Origin of the sequence: Microbacterium sp. HA-8 (assembly GCF_046111165.1) — a bacterium.
Taxonomy (GTDB): Bacteria; Actinomycetota; Actinomycetes; order Actinomycetales; family Microbacteriaceae; genus Microbacterium.
On the sequence record NZ_CP162025.1, the window covers coordinates 2444620 to 2462207 of the forward strand.

The 17588-nt window shown below is 71.0% G+C and carries 14 protein-coding genes; all 14 read right to left on the reverse strand.

From position 1 onward, the window contains the following. Position 1 precedes the first annotated feature (1 nt). Positions 2-1375, reverse strand: coding sequence for an RsmB/NOP family class I SAM-dependent RNA methyltransferase (locus AB2L57_RS11710; RefSeq protein ID WP_409047164.1), 1374 nt, complete (start codon positions 1373-1375; stop codon positions 2-4). Further along, the gene (gene fmt, locus AB2L57_RS11715; protein ID WP_409047165.1) at positions 1372-2292 is read right to left on the reverse strand and encodes a methionyl-tRNA formyltransferase; all 921 of its coding nucleotides are present in this window, start codon (positions 2290-2292) and stop codon (positions 1372-1374) included. Before fmt ends, AB2L57_RS11710 begins: the two co-directional genes overlap by 4 nt. A gap of 11 nt (positions 2293-2303) precedes the next feature. Next, complete coding sequence (locus AB2L57_RS11720) at positions 2304-4316, reverse strand: primosomal protein N' (protein WP_409047166.1); 2013 nt, start codon at positions 4314-4316, stop codon at positions 2304-2306. A gap of 2 nt (positions 4317-4318) precedes the next feature. Continuing rightward, complete coding sequence (gene metK / locus AB2L57_RS11725) at positions 4319-5512, reverse strand: methionine adenosyltransferase (protein WP_409047167.1); 1194 nt, start codon at positions 5510-5512, stop codon at positions 4319-4321. A 78-nt stretch (positions 5513-5590) separates the two neighbouring features. After that, on the reverse strand, positions 5591-5863 hold the full coding sequence (rpoZ, locus tag AB2L57_RS11730) for a DNA-directed RNA polymerase subunit omega (protein ID WP_292811789.1): 273 nt from the start codon (positions 5861-5863) through the stop codon (positions 5591-5593). 89 nt (positions 5864-5952) lie between these two features. After that, positions 5953-6858: a guanylate kinase gene (gmk, locus tag AB2L57_RS11735; RefSeq protein ID WP_292811840.1), complete on the reverse strand. Its 906-nt coding sequence runs from the start codon at positions 6856-6858 to the stop codon at positions 5953-5955. Between the two features lie 25 nt (positions 6859-6883). Then, a complete protein-coding gene (pyrF, locus tag AB2L57_RS11740) occupies positions 6884-7747 on the reverse strand; it encodes an orotidine-5'-phosphate decarboxylase (RefSeq protein ID WP_292811792.1) in 864 nt (287 codons plus the stop codon). Continuing rightward, a complete protein-coding gene (gene carB / locus AB2L57_RS11745) occupies positions 7744-11031 on the reverse strand; it encodes a carbamoyl-phosphate synthase large subunit (RefSeq protein ID WP_409047168.1) in 3288 nt (1095 codons plus the stop codon). The genes pyrF and carB overlap by 4 nt, the downstream gene beginning before the upstream one ends. After that, positions 11031-12206, reverse strand: a complete 1176-nt coding sequence (carA, locus tag AB2L57_RS11750) for a glutamine-hydrolyzing carbamoyl-phosphate synthase small subunit (RefSeq protein ID WP_409047169.1) — start codon at positions 12204-12206, stop codon at positions 11031-11033. Before carA ends, carB begins: the two co-directional genes overlap by 1 nt. After that, complete coding sequence (locus AB2L57_RS11755; RefSeq protein WP_409047170.1) at positions 12203-12724, reverse strand: hypothetical protein; 522 nt, start codon at positions 12722-12724, stop codon at positions 12203-12205. The genes carA and AB2L57_RS11755 overlap by 4 nt, the downstream gene beginning before the upstream one ends. Then, the gene (locus AB2L57_RS11760) at positions 12721-14064 is read right to left on the reverse strand and encodes a dihydroorotase (RefSeq protein ID WP_409047171.1); all 1344 of its coding nucleotides are present in this window, start codon (positions 14062-14064) and stop codon (positions 12721-12723) included. Before AB2L57_RS11760 ends, AB2L57_RS11755 begins: the two co-directional genes overlap by 4 nt. Continuing rightward, complete coding sequence (locus tag AB2L57_RS11765; protein WP_292811802.1) at positions 14061-15050, reverse strand: aspartate carbamoyltransferase catalytic subunit; 990 nt, start codon at positions 15048-15050, stop codon at positions 14061-14063. Before AB2L57_RS11765 ends, AB2L57_RS11760 begins: the two co-directional genes overlap by 4 nt. Before the next feature lie 4 nt (positions 15051-15054). Then, a complete protein-coding gene (gene pyrR, locus AB2L57_RS11770; protein ID WP_292811804.1) occupies positions 15055-15588 on the reverse strand; it encodes a bifunctional pyr operon transcriptional regulator/uracil phosphoribosyltransferase PyrR in 534 nt (177 codons plus the stop codon). A gap of 363 nt (positions 15589-15951) precedes the next feature. Beyond that, positions 15952-17514, reverse strand: coding sequence for a Rieske 2Fe-2S domain-containing protein (locus AB2L57_RS11775; RefSeq protein ID WP_409047172.1), 1563 nt, complete (start codon positions 17512-17514; stop codon positions 15952-15954). Between the last annotated feature and the right edge of the window lie 74 nt (positions 17515-17588).

Genomic DNA, 17588 nt, shown 5'->3' on the forward strand with positions numbered 1-17588 from the left:
CTCAGTCCGCGACCCTGCGAACAAGCTGGATGAACATCGCATCGGTGCCGTGCCGGTGCGGCCAGAGCTGGGCATGCAGGGATGAGTCGCGCGGGTCGCCGAGATCGAGCGGTTCGCGCACGACCTGTGCCAGGACCGCCCGCGTGTCGATCGCCTCGACGCTGCCGCCCGCGCGGCGCAGGCCCTCGGAGACGATCGCGGCGGTCTCGGCGAGGTGCGGCGAACAGGTCACGTATGCCATCACGCCGCCCGGCCGCAGCGCGGCCACGCCCGCGTCGAACAGCTCGGTCTGCAGATCGGTCAGCGGCACGACGTCCGCCGGCTGCTTGCGCCACCGAGCTTCGGGACGCCGCCGCAGCGCGCCCAGACCCGTGCAGGGAGCGTCGACGAGCACGCGGTCGTAGGTGCCGGCGGCGGCCGCGCCCCGCTCCCGGCCGTCCGCTTCGCTGACCTCGACGTCGAGGGGCACCCCCGCGACCGCCCGGCGCACGAGGCCCGCGCGAGCGGGCGAGATCTCGTTCGCATCGAGCGTGGCGCCGACGGCCAGCGCCTCGGCGGCGAGCACGGCCGTCTTGCCGCCCGGCCCGGCGCACAGATCGAGCCATCTCTCGCCGCTGTGCGCGGCCTCGACGCGGGACAGCGCGAGCGCCGCGAGCTGCGACCCCTCGTCCTGCACGCGCAGGATCCCGCCGGATGCCGTCACGATCGGCTCCGGATCGCCGCCGGCACTGCGGAATCCGATCGGCGAGTACGGTGTGCGGACGGAGCCGGCGGGCGGCTCCGCGAGCCCCGGCAGGGCCGCCATCGTCACGGCGGGCGAGACGTTGTCGGCCGCCAGCAGCGCTTCCAGTTCGTCGCCGCGTCCTTCCGCGATCAGCGCGCGGCGGAACGCGCGCACGATCCAGGGCGGGTGGGCGTGAGCGAGCGCGAGCCTGTCGATGTCGTTCTTCGCGGTCGCGAGCACGCGGGTGCGCCAGGTGCCGGGATCCTCCCGGGCGATGCTCCGCAGCACGCCGTTGGCGAATCCGGTGGCGCCTCGGCCGGCGTGCGCACGCACGAGCTCCACGCCCTCGTGCACCGCGGCGTGCGACGCGATCCGTGTCGACAGCAGCTGGTGGACTGTCAATCTCAGTGCCTCGAGCACCGGCGGGTCGATCGCCGTCACGGGGCGCCTCGCCGCCAGTGCGATGACGGCGTCGTAGTACCCCCGCCGGCGCAGGGTGCCGTAGGTGAGCTCGGTCGCCAACGCGGCATCGGCGGTCTTCAGCCCCGCGCGGACGATCGCGCTCGGCAGCAGCAGATTCGCGTAGGCGTCGGAATCGGTGACGGCGCGCAGGGTCTCGTAGGCGACGCGTCGCGCGGGCTGGACGCTCATCCCTCGGCCAACAGCTCGGGTACCCGCAGACCGCGCCACCAGTCGCCGCCCGACATCTCGGAGCGGCCCGCCGGCTGCACCCGATCGAGGCTGATCGCGGTCGTGCCGGTGCCGACGAGCACGCTGCGCCCGGCCGCTGCGAACTCCCCGGGCCGCAGGATGACCTCGGCGCCGTGCGCGCGCGCCGCGAGGACCTTCAGTCGCGTGCCGTTCACAGTGGTGAAGGCTCCGGGCTCGGGCGTCGTGCCGCGCACCCGGTCGAGCACCGTCGGCGCGGGATCCGCCCAGCGGATCCGTGCGTCGTCGAGGTCGAGTTTGGGTGCGAGCGACGCTTCGCCGGTCTGTGGTGTGGCCCGCGCGCTGCCGTCCTCGATGCCGGCCACGACATCGCGCAGCAGCTCGGCCCCCAGGCCCGCCAGGTCGGTCAGCACGTCGCCGGCGCTCGCCTCGGGAGGCACGACGTACTCCCGGGCCTCGAAGACGTCGCCGGCGTCGAGCTCGGGCACCAGTTGGAAGACGGCGGCACCGGTGACGTCGTCGCCGTTGATGAGTGCGTGCTGCACCGGCGCAGCGCCCCGCCAGCGCGGCAGCAGGGAGAAGTGCAGGTTGATCCAGCCCCGCGCCGGTGCACTCAGCAGCGGCTCGCGGACGAGGCCGCCGTAGGCGACGATCACCCCCAGGTCGGCACCGACCGCGGCGATCGCCTCGGTGGCCGCCTCATCCAGCCGTGCGGTCTTGAGCACGGGGATGCCGAGCTCGTCCGCGGCGCGGGATACCGGCGAGGGCGTCAGCGTCCGTCTGCGGCCCTTCGGCGCGTCGGGACGCGAGACCACCAGCGCGATGTCGTGGCCGGATGCTGTCAGCACCTTCAGTGCGGGAACCGCCGCATCGGGGGTGCCGGCGAAGACGAGCCGCATGGCGTCTCCTTCTAGAGCTCGGGGTCGGGCACATCGACCCGCACTCTGAGTGTATTGCGCGGCGCCCCGCCCCTCGCGGGCCGTCGGGTGCGCAGAGCCGCCTGCACCACCGAGGCGCGCAGGCTCGCGGTGACGTCCGCGCCGTGTGCGTAATCGAAGAGGACGAGCGCCCGGGCTGCGGGTCCCGGGCGTGTCGCGGCGCGACCACGGGGTCGGTCGGGCGGTTCGACGGCGACCGGGCCGACCACGGTGCCCTCGGGCAGCTCGACCTCGGTGCGCAGCTGCTCGAGAGCGCGTTCGACGGCGTCCACATCGCCCTCGACCGCCGCCACGCGCGCAGTCGGCGGCATGCGCAGAGGCGCACGCGAGGCCAACTCGGCGCGCGCGTAGGCCGCCTGGTTCCACGTCGCGAGCGCACGCGCGACCTGGCCGGCGACTCCCACGAGGTGCACGGGCGCCCCCGGCGCCGCCAGGGCGGCCGCGTTGGACCACCAGCGCAGGCACGACTCGCCGATGCGGAGCGCATCGGCCATGAGCATCCGGTCTCCGTCGAGGAGCACCACGGCGCGGTAACCGCCGTCGGCCACGGGCTCGGCGCCTCTCGTGGCGATGATCAGGGCCGGGCGGGCATCGACGTGCAAGACGGGGTGATCGCCGTCCGCGACGATCACCCGCACGCCGGGAAAGGCGCGACCGAACTCGTCGGCGGTGCGCGTGGAGCCCGCGGATGCCAGCCGGAGCTTCTCGCCCTGGCAATGCCCGCATCGCCACGCGACCGCGGCGCGTCCGCACCAGCGGCACTCGGGAGCGCGACCCCGGGCCGCGGTGTGGAGGGGACCCGCGCAGTGCAGACAGCGCGCAGCCTGACGGCAGTCCCCGCAGACGAGGACGGGCGAGTAGCCGGGTCGCGCCACCTGGATGAGCACGGGTCCGTGGGCGAGCGCCTCGCGCGCGGCCGCGAAGGCGGCGGACGGAACGCGCACACCGGGTCGCTCCCCCTCCCTGGCCGCGCTCAGCACGACGCGCGGACTCTCGCGCCTGCGCGGGCCGACATCGCGCACCCAACCCACCGCGACGAGCCTCTCGACGTCGGTGGTGCGGGTGTGGCCGGCGAAGACGAGGGCGCCACCCTCGAGCTCCTGACGGACGAGGGCGGCGTCCCTCGCGTGGACGTAGGGCGCCAGCGGTTCGTCGAGCAGCGGATCGCCGTCGTCCCAGACCGCCAGCATCCCGAGCCGGCTCACGGGGGCGTAGACCGCCGAGCGGTTGCCGAAGACGACGCTCGGCGCGGGCTCGAGCGTACGCAGAAAGCCCCGATAACGTTCGGCGCCGGTGCGTGCGGCATCCACTCGCACCAGCGCGTCCGCGGGGATCAGCGGTGCGAGAGCTCGGTCGAGCTGATCGAGATCTCGGTGATCGGGGGCCACCAGCACGGCGCTGCGGCCGCCCGCGAGCACGCGCGCGGCCGCAGCGGCGAGCAGCAGAGCCCACGCGGCCGCCTGCTCGCCCGTGGCGGTGGTGCCGGGCCGCGGCGGTGCATCGAGGGCGATGCGCTCGCCGCCCTGGAGTGCGTCGCCGAGGCCGGGATAGACATCGAGCATCTGCTCGGCCCAGGCGATCTGCTCCGCCGTCGGTGCCGCGGGTTCGACGGCATCCGCGCGCGCGAGCCAGGTCTTCTCGACGCGCACCTGGCGCTTGGGGATCGCGAGGCGCAGGATGTCGGACGCCGAGCCCGCGGCCCGGTCCGACACCCGACGCGCGAGGTCGTAGAGCGGGCGCGGCAGGACGCGGACGGCGGAGACGACCTCGTCGATCTCGGACAGTGGGCGGTCGGGATCGACCGCCTCGCCGAGTTCGACGACATAGGCGTCGACGACGCGACCGGCGGTGCGCAGCGGAACCCGCACCCGCACGCCCGGGACGACGTCGCCCTCCAGCGCGGCGGGGATGGCGTAGTCGAGCAGCCTGTCCAGCTGTGGAAGCGGGGCATCCAGCAGCACGCGCGCCACGGGCGCGGTGCCCATGCTCAGATCCCGGCGGCGGCGCGCAGCTCTTCGACGCGGTCGACGCGCTCCCACGTGAAGTCGGGCAGCTCGCGGCCGAAGTGCCCGTAGGCCGCGGTCTGCGCGTAGATCGGCCGGAGCAGGTCGAGTCGCTCGATGATCGCCGCGGGCCGCAGGTCGAACACCTGCGCGATCGCGCGGGTGATCGTGTCGTCGGACACCGCGCCGGTGCCGAAGGTCTCGACGTACACGCCCACGGGGCGGGCCTTGCCGATCGCGTAGGCGACTTGCACCTCGATGCGCTCCGCGAGCCCCGCGGCGACGGCGTTCTTGGCCACCCAACGCATGGCGTAGGCGGCGGAGCGGTCGACCTTGGAGGGGTCTTTTCCGCTGAAGGCGCCGCCTCCGTGTCGTGCGGCCCCACCGTAGGTGTCGATGATGATCTTGCGGCCGGTGAGGCCCGCGTCGCCCTTGGGACCGCCGACGAGGAACGGCCCGGCCGGGTTGATGTAGTACTTCACCTCGGGAAGGTCCAGGCCGGTGCTCTCGAGGACCGGGTCGATGACCTCGCTGCGGACCAGAGCGCGCAGCTCATCCTGCGAGATGTCCGGGTGGTGCTGCGTCGAGAGCACAACCGATTCCACCGTCTTGGGCACGCTGCCATCGAAACCGAGCGTCACCTGGGTCTTGCCGTCGGGACGCAGGAACGGGAGCGTACCGTCGCGGCGGGCGGCGGCGAGGCGTTCCGCCATGCGGTGCGCCGTGTGGCTGGCCATCGGCATCAGCTGCGGCGTCTCGGTGGTGGCGTAGCCGAACATGATGCCCTGATCGCCCGCACCCTGTTCGTCGTGGGGATCCAGCGAGCGCTGCTCGCGCTGCTCGAACGCGCGGTTGACACCCGCGGCGATGTCGGAGGACTGCGCGCCGATCGACACGCTGACGCCGCACGAGTCACCGTCGAAGCCCGTCTCGCTCGAGGTGTATCCGATGCGGTTGACCACGTCGCGCACGATCGCCGGGATCTCGACGTACGCCGAGGTCGACACCTCGCCCGCGACGTGGACGAGTCCCGTCGTGACGAGGGTCTCGACGGCCACACGACCCCGCGGATCCTCCGAGAGGATGCCATCGAGGATGCTGTCGGAGATCTGGTCGCAGATCTTGTCGGGGTGGCCCTCGGTGACGGACTCGGACGTGAACAGGCGCAGATCGCTCATCGGTGCTCCAGTCGGGGGTGAACGCGCATCAGTATGCCCCCCGCCGCCGACACGGCGCGGGAGAGCGTGGATGCGGCCTCAGTCGCCGGCGCGCAGGCGGAGCTTGTCTTCGTTGATCTCGTGCAGCGCGATCGTCAGCGGCTTGTCCTCGACGGACGAGTCGACGAGCGGGCCGACGTTGTCGAAGAGGTTTCCTTCGTGCAGGTCGGAGTAGTAGTCGTTGATCTGGCGCGCGCGCTTGGACGCGAAGATCACGAGCTGGTACTTCGAGAGCGCACCGCCCTCGGCATCCTTCTTCTGCAGCAGGGAGTCGATGGGGGGCTCGATGATGCCCTGGTTCGTTCCGGCCATGGCGGAATCCTCTCGTTGGCGACGGATGATCGTCGGTGGCGCGACCGCCCGCGGGTGCGGGCTGCGGCGGGATCGTGCGGGTCGCGCGGCTAGGAGCGCGCGGGCGCCTCGACCAATTCTACGACCTCGCGTGCCGCGCGGGCGACGTCGTCGTTCACGACACGGAAATCGAACTCGCTCTGGGCCGCGAGTTCGCGCTTCGCGGTGCGCAGGCGGCGAGAGCGTTCCTCGGCGTCCTCGGTGCCGCGGCCGATGAGTCGCTGCACCAGTTCGTCCCAGCTGGGCGGGAGGAGGAAGACGAGCGTGGCATCCGGCTCGCGGGTGCGCACCTGGCGGGCGCCCTGGATGTCGATCTCGAGCAGCACGCTGCGGCCCTCGCCGACGGCGGCCTCGATCGGAGCGCGCGGCGTGCCGTAGCGGTGCCGGTTGTGCACCGTCGCGTGCTCCAGCAGCTCGTCCTCGCGCACCAAGCGATCGAACTCGGCGTCGTCGACGAAGAAGTAGTGCACGCCCTCGACCTCGCCGGGGCGCGGCGGCCGGGTGGTGGCCGAGACCGAGAGGAGCATCTCGGGGTGGTGCTCCTTGATGTGCGCCGCGACGGTGCCCTTGCCGACGGCCGTGGGGCCTGCGAGCACGACGAGACTGCTGCGCCCGGGACGGGGCTCGGGCTCGGGAAGGCGCTCGTCGAGGAAGGCCGCAAGATCCACGCGCTGTCGCGAGCCGAGGCCGCCCAGCCGCTTGACGGGCGAGATCCGGAGGGATTCGAGGATGCGGTCGCGCTTGCCCGCGCCGATGGCCGGGATGCTGGTGAGGAAATCGGGCACCCGCATCGCGGCCGCCGGCGAGTCGGTGTCGGCCCACGCGCGTCGCAGGAGCTCCTGAGGCGTGATGACGCGGGTCGTGACGTCCCGCTTGAGCGCGGCGCGGGCGCGTCGCGCGGCGACGGCGCGACGCGACGCGGCCGCACGATCGACCTCGGGGGGACGACCGGCCACCCTGTCGTTGCCCTGGAGCTCGCCCTCAGCCACCGATCATTCCTTTCACGCCCCGCCTGTCGTCGATCGCCTGCTCCATGCCGTCGGGACCGGCGGAGAGGATGCTCCGGCTCTCGCTGACGATCACCGCGGGCGCAAGCGCCCCGAAGATCGCGAGGAGGTCCTCGGGGCGGGCGCCCTGGTGACCGAAGCCCGGAGCGAGGATCGGGGCGATGGGCTCGATCGTAGCGTCAAGTCCGACCGCGGCGCGGTCCACCGTCGCGCCGATGACGAAGCCGGCGCTGGCCCACTCCCCCGGAGCGCCGGTCCGGGCGTTGAACGCCGAGACCTCGGCGACGACCGACGCGGCCACCGAGCGCGATGTGGCAGCATCCGTCGTGCGGGCACTCTGGAGTACGGCGGCCTCGGGGTTGCTCGTCGCGGCCAGGATGAAAGCGCCCTTGCCGTGGGCGAGCGCGAACACCAGCGTGTCCTGCAGCGAACCGACGCCGAGGTACGGGCTGAGGGTGACCGCGTCGACTTCGAGGGCGGATCCCGGGCTCAGCCATGCGCGGGCGTACGCGTCCATCGTCGTACCGATGTCACCGCGCTTGGCGTCGGCGATCACGATGAGTCCGGCGGCGCGGGCCGCGGCGATCACCTCTTCGAGGGCCGCGTAGCCCGCCGACCCGAAGCGCTCGAAGAAGGACACCTGCGGCTTGACGATGCCCGCCCGCCCGGCGCAAGCCTCGACGACGCGCAGGCCGAACGCGCGCACGCCCTCCGCCGTGACGGGCAGCCCCCAGGCGTCCAGCAGGCCCTCGTGCGGATCGATGCCGACGCAGAGGCGCCCGGTCACGGCCACGCTCTCGCGCAGCCGCTGCCCGAACCCCGAGGCGGTGTCGCTCACGCGCGCACCGCGCGGTCGGCGGCGTACTCCTGCAGGCTCTTGACGTCGAACCCGTCGCGGACCGCGTCCATCGCGCTCACGGCTGCGCCGAGTACCGCGATCGTCGTGAACAGCGCCTTGTCGGCGGCCACCGCGGCGGCTCGGATCTCGTAGCCGTCGGCGCGCGCCGAGCGCCCACTGGGCGTGTTCACGATGATGTCGATGCTGCCCGCATTGATGAGGTCGACGATGTTCTCGGCGCCCGACTCCTGGGTCGCGCTGTACTTCTCGACCACGCGCACCGCGATCCCGTTGCGGGCGAGGATCTCGGCGGTGCCCTCGGTGGCAGCGATGTCGAACCCGAGCTGCTGCAGCCGGTGCGCCGGCAGGATCACGGCGCGCTTGTCGCTGTCGGCGACCGAGATGAACACGGTGCCCGAGAGCGGCATCCCCCCGTAGGCGGCCTCCTGGCTCTTGGCGAACGCGCGCGGGAAGTCGCGATCGATGCCCATCACCTCGCCCGTCGAGCGCATCTCGGGGCCGAGCACCGAGTCCACGATGTGACCTTCCTTGGTGCGGAAGCGCTTGAACGGCAGCACCGCCTCCTTCACCGATACCGGCGAGTCCAGCGGCACGCGCGACCCGTCGGCAGCGGGCAGAAGACCCTCGTCCTTCAGCTCGGCGATCGAGGCGCCGACCATGACCCGAGCCGCGGCCTTCGCGAGCGGGATGCCGAGCGCCTTGGAGACGAACGGCACGGTGCGGCTCGCACGGGGGTTGGCCTCGATGACGTAGAGCACGCCGGCGCTGATGGCGAACTGCACGTTCAGCAGGCCGCGAACGCCGACGCCGCGGGCGATGGCGAGCGTGGCCTCGCGCACGCGGTCGATCTCCGAGCGCCCGAGCGAGATCGGCGGCAGTGTGCAGGCGGAGTCGCCCGAGTGGATGCCGGCCTCCTCTATGTGCTCCATCACGCCGCCGATGTAGAGCTCGGAGCCGTCGAACAGCGCATCGACGTCGATCTCGATCGCGTCGTCGAGGAAGCGGTCGACCAGCAGCGGCATGCCGGGGCCGACGATCACCTCCCCCGCGGTGCGCACGAAGTAGTCGCGCAGGCTCGGCGTGTCGTACACGATCTCCATGCCACGGCCGCCGAGCACGAAGCTCGGGCGCACGAGCACGGGGTATCCGATGTCCTCGGCGACCGCGACCGCGCCCTCCACGTCGGTGGCGGTGTCGTGGCGCGGCGCGATGAGGCCCGCCCCGTCGAGGATCCCGCTGAACAGCCCGCGCTCCTCGGCCAGATCGATCGCCGCGGGGCTCGTGCCGAGGATGCGGTAGCCGGCATCCTCGATGCCCTTGGCGAGCCCGAGCGGCGTCTGTCCGCCGAGCTGGCACACGACGCCGAGGATCTCGCCCGAGGCCGCCTCGGCGTGCAGCACCTCGAGCACGTCCTCGAGGGTCAGCGGCTCGAAGTACAGGCGGTCGGAGGTGTCGTAGTCGGTCGACACGGTCTCGGGGTTGCAGTTGACCATGATGGTCTCGTACCCGGCGTCGGAGAGCGCGAACGACGCGTGGACACACGAGTAGTCGAACTCGACACCCTGGCCGATGCGGTTGGGCCCGGAGCCGATGATGACGACCTTGGTGCGTTCGGACGCCGTCACCTCGGTCTCGAGGTCGTAGCTGGAGTAGTGGTAGGGCGTGAGCGCCGGGAACTCCCCCGCACAGGTGTCGACCGTCTTGAAGACCGGTCGCAGACCCAGCCCGTGGCGGATGCCGCGCACCTCGGCCTCGTCCAGACCCCGCAGCTGGGCGATCTGGGCGTCCGAGAAGCCGTGCTCCTTCGCGACGCGGAGGGTGGCGGCGTCGAGTTCTGCGGCGCCGCGCACGAACTCGGCGACCTCGTTGATGAGCGCGATCTGGTCGAGGAACCACGGGTCGATCGCCGTAGCCTCGAAGGCCTGCTCGATGCTCGCGCCCTTGCGCATCGCCTGCTGCAGCACGACGATGCGACCATCGGTCGGGGTCTTCGAGACCTCGAGCAGCTCGTCGACCGAGCGCGGCTCGTCTCCCCAGTGGAAGCTCGACCCCCGCTTCTCGAGCGAGCGGAGCGCCTTCTGCAGCGCGGTGGCGTAGTTGCGGCCGATCGCCATCGCCTCGCCGACGCTCTTCATCGTGGTCGTCAGCGTGGTGTCGGCGGCGGGGAACTTCTCGAACGCGAACCGCGGCACCTTGACCACGACGTAGTCGAGGGTCGGCTCGAAGCTCGCGGGCGTCACCTTCGTGATGTCGTTCGGGATCTCATCGAGCCGGTACCCGATCGCGAGCTTGGCGGCGATCTTGGCGATCGGAAAGCCCGTGGCCTTCGACGCGAGAGCCGACGAGCGCGAGACACGCGGGTTCATCTCGATGACGATGATGCGGCCGGTCGCGGGGTCGACGGCGAACTGGATGTTGCACCCACCCGTGTCCACTCCCACGGCGCGGATGATGTCGATGCCGATGTCCCGCAGCTTCTGGTACTCGCGATCGGTCAGTGTGAGGGCCGGCGCGACCGTGATCGAGTCACCGGTGTGCACACCGACCGGGTCGACGTTCTCGATCGAGCAGACGACGACCGTGTTGTCGGCGGTGTCGCGCATGAGCTCGAGCTCGTACTCCTTCCAGCCGAGGATCGACTCCTCGAGCAGCACCTCGTGGGTGGGTGAGTCGCGCAGCCCCGCGCCGGCGATCCGGCGGAGATCCCGCTCGTCGTACGCGAACCCCGACCCGAGTCCGCCCATCGTGAACGAGGGCCGCACGACCAGGGGGTAGCCGAGCTCTTCCGCGCCGGCGAGAACTTCGTCCATGGACGTGCAGATGCGGCTGGCCGCGACATCCGCCCCCGCCTCCAGCACCAGCTCCTTGAAGATCTGACGGTCCTCGCCCTTGTTGATGGCTTCGAAGTTCGCGCCGATCAGTTCGACGTCGTACTTCTCGAGGATCCCGTGGTTGTGCAGCTGGATCGCGGCGTTCAGCGCCGTCTGACCGCCGAGGGTCGGCAGGATGGCATCCGGCTTCTCCTTGGCGATGATGGTCTCGATGACCTGCCACGTGATCGGCTCGATGTAGGTGGCGTCCGCGAAATCGGGGTCGGTCATGATGGTCGCCGGGTTCGAGTTGACGAGGATGACACGCACCCCCTCTTCGCGCAGCACGCGGCACGCCTGCGTGCCCGAATAGTCGAACTCGCAGGCCTGGCCGATGACGATCGGGCCGGATCCGATGACGAGGACGCTCTGGATGTCGTCGCGCTTGGGCATCAGTTGTTGTCCTTCACTGTCGGTCCCTGAGCTTGTCGAAGGGCCGCGATGACCATGTCGCGGAACCGGTCGAAGAGATAGTTGGCGTCGTGCGGGCCGGCCGCCGCCTCGGGGTGGTACTGCACGCTGAAGGCCGGGATGTCGAGCGCGCGCAGACCCTCGACGACGCGGTCGTTCAAACCGATGTGGCTGACCTCGACCTGGCCGTATCCGTGCGGACTGGCGAACGCGCCCTCGAGCGGCGCCTCGACCGCGAAGCCGTGGTTGTGCGCCGTGATCTCGACCCGGCCGGTCTGCTTGTCGAGCACGGGCTGGTTGATGCCCCGGTGACCGAAGGGCAGTTTGTAGGTGCCGAGGCCGAGCGCGCGGCCCAGGAGCTGATTGCCGAAGCAGATGCCGAAGAACGGCAGGCGCTCATCGAGCACGGCGCGCAGGAGCTCGACGTGGTGCTCGGAGGCGGCCGGGTCGCCCGGGCCGTTGGAGTAGAACACCGCGACAGGCTCGATCGCGCGCAGCTGCTCGATCGTGACGTCCTGCGGCAGCACGTGCACCTCGAAGCCGCGCGCCGCGAGATTGTCGATCGTGGCCTGCTTGACCCCGAGGTCGAGCACGGCGAGGTTGCCCAGACGTTCGCCCCGGGCGGGCGTGACCTCGGCGACCGTGACCGAGACGTCGGCCGACAGGTTGCGGCCGGTCATCGCCGGCGCCTCGCGCACGAGGCGCAGCTGCTCCTCCGGGTCGATGCCCGCGGCGTCTCCGGAGAAGATCGCCCCGCGCATGCTGCCCGACGAGCGGATGCGGCGGGTGACCGCGCGCGTATCGATCCCTGAGATCCCGACGATGCCGTCGCGCTCGAGCGTGTCATCGAGGGACTCTTGCGAGCGCCAGTTGGACACGATGCGCGAGGGGTCCCGGACGATGTATCCGGCGACCCACACCCGGCGCGACTCGGTGTCCTCGTCGTTCATGCCGGTGTTGCCGATGTGGGGGGCCGTCTGCAGCACGATCTGTCCCGCGTACGAGGGATCGGTGAGTGTCTCCTGGTAGCCGGTCATGCCGGTGGCGAAGACGACCTCGCCGAGCGTGGTGCCTCGCGCGCCGTAGGCGCGTCCGGTGTGACGGGTGCCGTCCTCGAGGACGAGCACGGCGGGGTCGGTGGAGATGAGCGCGGTCATGCGTCGTTTCCTGTCGGTGTGGCGGGAGTCGCGGCCGAAGGCCGCAGCGGGTCGATGGCGTGCACGAGGGCGTCGGGGTCGCCGCCCTGCAGCCGGAGGTAGGAGTCGGCGACGGTGGCGGTGTCGAGGCGCCACGAGAGGACCACAAGACCGTCGCGCTCGACGACACGGTCGATCGTCCACGTCGCACGCCCGACGCCGACGATGGACGCGCGATCGACGAACACATCGGGCTCGCCCGTGATGCGCAGCAGCACACCCCGCGTCGTGACGTCGATGCGGCAGCGGCCGCGGTACGCGAGATGGCGCACCGCGAGACGCTCCAGCGGCGCGTCGTGGTGCGTGGTGGCGACGTAGAGGCCCGAGAAGGATGCTGTCACGACAGCATCCGCGGGAACATCCGTCGGCGCGGCGAGCGAGCGGTCACGGCGGGTGCGACGCCACCAGCCCCAGGCCATCAGCGCAAGGAGGGCGACGGCGAGGGCGATCATGACGGCGATCGCGCCCTCGCGGGTCATCGGGAGACCCCCTCGACGAGCGCGCCGTCGGCGAGCACCGCCGCGCCCCGGTGGATGGTCCAGAGGACACGACCGGGCAGGTCTCGTTCGAGATAGGGCGAGTTCACGCTGCGGCCGCGCAGGTCGGTCCGGGTGAACGACGCGCGCGCCGAAGGATCGTAGAGCGTGAGCTCGGCGGGCTGACCGGCGGCGATCGGCGTGCCGTGCCCGGACAGCGACCCGATGCGCGCGGGCGACTCGGACATGACGCGCGCCACATCGTCCCACCCGAGCAGACCGGTCTCGACCATCGCCTCGTGGACGACCCGCAGGGCGCTCTCGAGGCCCACCATGCCGTTCGCGGCCGCCGCCCACTCGCACGTCTTGTGCTCGGCGGGGTGCGGGGCGTGGTCGGTCGCGACGATGTCGATCGTTCCGTCAGCCAGCCCCTCGCGCACGGCGAGCACGTCCTCTTCGCGACGCAGCGGCGGATTGACCTTGTAGCGGGCGTCGTATCCGCGCACGAGCTCGTCCGTCAGCAGCAGGTGGTGCGGGGTGACCTCGGCCGTCACGTCGATGCCGCGCTTCTTCGCCCAGCGGATGATGTCGACGGATCCGGCGGTGGAGAGATGACACACGTGCAGACGGGATCCCACGTGTTCGGCGAGCAGCACGTCGCGGGCGATGATCGACTCTTCGGCGACGGCCGGCCAGCCTGCGAGCCCGAGCTCGGCCGACACCGTGCCCTCGTTCATCTGCGCACCCTCGGTGAGACGCGGATCCTGCGCGTGCTGGGCGATGACCCCACCGAACGCCTTGACGTACTCGAGCGCGCGGCGCATGATCAGCGGGTCGTGCACGCAGAAGCCGTCGTCGCTGAAGACGCGCACGCGTGCGCGCGAGTCCGCCATCGCGCCGAGTTCGGCGAGACGCTCGCCCTTCTGGCCCACGGTGACCGCGCCGATGGGCTGCACCGTCGCGTATCCCGCAGCCTCGCCGAGGGCGAGCTCCTGCTCGACCACACCCGCCGTGTCGGCGACCGGCGACGTGTTGGGCATCGCGAAGACCGCGGTGAAGCCGCCCGCGGCCGCGGCACGTGTGCCGGTGAGGATCGTCTCGGAGGCCTCGTATCCGGGCTCGCGCAGGTGCGTGTGCAGGTCGACGAGACCGCGCAGCGCAACGAGTCCGTCGGCGTCGATCCGGGTCGCCCCGGCACGGCTGAGTCCCGTGCCCACCTCCGCGATCCTGCCGTTCTCGATCAGGATGTCGGCGGCGGCGCCGCCCTCGATCCGTGCGCCCGTGATCAGCATCGTCCCGGGCGCCGGGGACGCGCCCGCGGCGGCGTCTCGAAGAGCGCTCATCGTGTCTCCTCCGTCTCGGCCGGCGCGGCCGTGTCATCGTTCGCGGCCTGCTCCCCCGCCAGCAGCAGGTAGAGCACCGCCATCCGCACGGACACGCCGTTCGCCACCTGCTCGAGCACGGTCGAGCGCGGAGAATCGGCGGCCTCGGCGGAGATCTCGAGTCCCCGGTTCATGGGTCCGGGGTGCATCACAATGCTACCCGGGGGCAAGGCCGCGAGCCGCTCGGCGTGCAGCCCCCACCGCCGGGCGTACTCGCGTTCGGTGGGGAAGTAGGCGGCCCCCATGCGCTCGAGCTGGATGCGCAGCATCATGAGCGCGTCAGGCGCCGCCGCGACCGCCTCGTCGAGGTCGTAGACGACCCGGACGGGCCAGGCCGACACGTCCTGCGGCACGAGCGTCGGCGGTGCCACGAGCGTGACATCGGCGCCCAGTGTCGTGAGCAGCCAGACGTTCGAGCGCGCCACGCGCGAGTGCAGCACATCGCCGACGATCGTGACCCGCATCCCCGCCAGATCCCGTCCCCGGCTGTCGGATCCGAATCGCCGTTTGCGCATCGTGAACGCGTCCAGCAGCGCCTGCGTGGGGTGCTCGTGCGTGCCGTCGCCGGCGTTGACGACGCCGGCCGTGATCCAGCCGCTCGAGGCCAGGGTTCGCGGCGCTCCCGAGGCGCCATGACGGATCACGACAGCATCCGCCCCCATGGCCTGCAGCGTCTGGGCGGTGTCCTGCAGGCTCTCGCCCTTCGAGACGCTCGAGCCCTTCGCGGCGAAGTTGATGACGTCGGCGCTGAGCCGCTTGGCGGCGGCCTCGAACGAGATGCGCGTGCGCGTGGAGTCCTCGAAGAAGAGGTTCACGACGGTCTTGCCGCGCAGTGTGGGGAGCTTCTTGACCTCGCGTCGCTGCGTGTCGGACATGTCCTCCGCGACATCGAGGATCGCCAGCGCGTCCTCACGGGCGAGCGAGCGGGTGTCGAGCAGATTCCTCACGGGATCACCGCCCCTCGATCGTGACGGATTCTGCGCCGTCCGTCTCGGCGAGGTGCACGTTCACGCGCTCGTCCCGCGCGCTCGGCAGGTTCTTGCCGACGAAATCGGGCCTGATCGGCAGCTCGCGGTGCCCCCGGTCGATGAGCGTTGCCAGGCGCACGATCGCGGGCCTGCCGATGTCCTGCAGGGCGTCGAGGGCCGCACGGATGCTGCGCCCCGAGAACAGGACGTCATCCACGAGCACGACCACCCTGCCGTCGACGCCGCCGGGTGGGATCTGGGTCGGGCGCGGCGCACGAGTGGGGTTGCGGGCGAGGTCGTCGCGGTACATCGTCACATCGAGGGCGCCGACGGGGACCGCCGTACCCCCGAACTCAGTGATGAGGGCGCCGATGCGGTGGGCGAGCGTCACGCCGCGGGTCGGGATGCCCAGGAGCACCAGATTGTCGGGGCCCCGGTTGGACTCGAGGATCTCGTGCGAAATCCGAGTCAGGGCTCGGGCGATGTCGGCCTCGTGCAGCACGGTTCGCGTGCCCATTCGCCGCTCCCTTCTCCGCCTCACGGGACGGGATTAAAGGTTGCTCTGGTGCGGTGTCCACTGTAGCGGACGCGGCGACCCGGCATTCGTGCCGCGGGCCGCGCCCCCGCCGCCGGTCGTGCTCCCCGCCGCGGGCCGTGCTCTCCAACGCGAACCAAGCTCTCCGCCGCGAACCAACACTTTTGCAGCGAAACACCACGCGACGGATGTGGGTTCGCCGCAGAAGTGTTGGCTCGACGGCGCATCGGCACGTGGCGGCGGCGCGCAGGGCCGGGCGGCGGCGCGCAGGGCCGGGCGGCGGCGCGCAGGGCCGGGCGGCGGCACAGGGTCAGACCCCGACGCAGGGCCAGACCGCGACGGCGCTCAGACCGCGGCGGGCGCGGGTGCCTCGGCTGCCGCGTGCGCCCGGATCGGGTGCCCCTGCGTGGTCAGGCACCGGCCGGTGGCCAGATCCCACTTCCAGTCGTGGAGGCTGCAGGTGAGCACGCCGTCCTCGATCTTGCCGGTCTTGGTCAGATCGGCGCGCAGGTGCGGACAGCGCCGCTGCACGACCCAGTCGCCGAGCTGCGCGTCCTCGGTCTGATCGGACTGCTCGGAGTACCAGTTCTCGACGTACTCGATCCGGTCGCGCGAGAGGCACTTCAGGAACGTCGTGAGGAACTCGTTGAACTTGCCGCTGCGCCCGACCTCGAACTGCATCGAGAGGAAGATCGAGTTGGACCAGTCGATCTCGTGGTCGCGGATGTTCGTCGAGACCAGATCAGCCGGGATCGTGTACCAGTAGATGCACTCCTCGCCCGCATACTCGCGCACCTTCGCCTTCGGAAAGTCCACGACCATGTCGAGCTCGCCGATGCGGAAGCGCACGTTGCCGCCGACGCCGTTGCGAATCGTGCGGGCGCGGCGCAGCAGCGGCTCCCACCACTCCTTGATCGCGGCGAGCATCTCGGCGGGGGGCAGGACCTCGGCCCTCGTGGCCTCCTCGGCCCTGATCTCGTCCGCTCGCCCGTCGCGCTGCTCAGCGAGATAAGCCCACTTGTCGTCGAACATGCGGTCGATCTCGTCGTCCGTGTAGAGCGTCTGGGTCACCGAGATGGCGCCGGAATTCAGCTCGACGACGGTGCCCGGCACGAACTCGTACCCCTTCTGCTGGGGGCGCTGCTCGCGCATGTGCGCGAGGAACTGACGCTGATCGGTGAAGATCGAGTCGTCATGCTCTCCGATGCCGTTGTAGCGGAACAGCTCCTCGCGCAGGAACATCGGCGGACCCGCCATGGGGAACACGTGCGGCGCGTCGACCTTCTCGATGTAGTACATCGCCCGCTTGTTCTGGGCGTCGCGCTTGAGCTTTGCGAAGTTCTGCTTCGCGTCCTGAGGCAGGTCGTAGACCATCGGCCACCAGATCGCCCCCGACACCTGCGTGAAGTACGCCTCGGGCTTGGAGAACGACAGCAGCTTCTCGAGGTCGAGCGGGTGCGAGTCGTTCTGGTTCAGGATGCTGGCGGTGCCGTCATCGACGCTGAGAGAGGAGTCCCCGATCGGCCCGTCGCTCGGTGCGCGCAGGGGCGTGACCATCAGGGTCAGCGCGCCGAAGGTCAGCGGCTCACCGCCGCGCGTGTAGACGAGGTTGTCGTATCCGCACGCGCGCAGGTCGCTCTCGAGGTCGTCCGTCGGGTATTCCGGGAGGAGGACGCGGATGTCCTTGCGCACGTAGCGCTCGAGCAGCGCAGGATCGAAGTGATCGCGGTGCCGGTGCGAGATGTAGAGGAAGTCGGCGGCGCCGAATCGCTCCCAATCGAGGCCCCGGTTGTCTGGGAAGGGAAACCACGACCCGAAGAAGCTCGGGCCGATCACCGGGTCGCAGAGGATGGATCCCCCCGCCGTCTCGATGAACATGCCGGCGTGTCCGAGTCCCGTGATCTTCATGCTGCTCCCGTCGGGTCGTCTCGTGAACTCCTCGATTCTACGTGCGGCCCTCGTCCGGGCCCGGTCGACGGACC

Bases quoted from the DNA above. Each gene is read 5' to 3' on its own strand.
- AB2L57_RS11710 (WP_409047164.1), bottom strand. From the start codon at position 1,375: ATGAGCGTCCAGCCCGCGCGACGCGTCGCCTACGAGACCCTGCGCGCC.
- AB2L57_RS11720 (WP_409047166.1), bottom strand. From the start codon at position 4,316: ATGGGCACCGCGCCCGTGGCGCGCGTGCTGCTGGATGCCCCGCTTCCA.
- carA (WP_409047169.1), bottom strand. From the start codon at position 12,206: ATGACCGCGCTCATCTCCACCGACCCCGCCGTGCTCGTCCTCGAGGAC.
- rpoZ (WP_292811789.1), bottom strand. From the start codon at position 5,863: ATGGCCGGAACGAACCAGGGCATCATCGAGCCCCCCATCGACTCCCTG.
- AB2L57_RS11755 (WP_409047170.1), bottom strand. From the start codon at position 12,724: ATGACCCGCGAGGGCGCGATCGCCGTCATGATCGCCCTCGCCGTCGCC.
- metK (WP_409047167.1), bottom strand. From the start codon at position 5,512: ATGAGCGATCTGCGCCTGTTCACGTCCGAGTCCGTCACCGAGGGCCAC.
- fmt (WP_409047165.1), bottom strand. From the start codon at position 2,292: ATGCGGCTCGTCTTCGCCGGCACCCCCGATGCGGCGGTTCCCGCACTG.
- AB2L57_RS11775 (WP_409047172.1), bottom strand. From the start codon at position 17,514: ATGAAGATCACGGGACTCGGACACGCCGGCATGTTCATCGAGACGGCG.
- carB (WP_409047168.1), bottom strand. From the start codon at position 11,031: ATGCCCAAGCGCGACGACATCCAGAGCGTCCTCGTCATCGGATCCGGC.
- AB2L57_RS11760 (WP_409047171.1), bottom strand. From the start codon at position 14,064: ATGAGCGCTCTTCGAGACGCCGCCGCGGGCGCGTCCCCGGCGCCCGGG.
- pyrR (WP_292811804.1), bottom strand. From the start codon at position 15,588: ATGGGCACGCGAACCGTGCTGCACGAGGCCGACATCGCCCGAGCCCTG.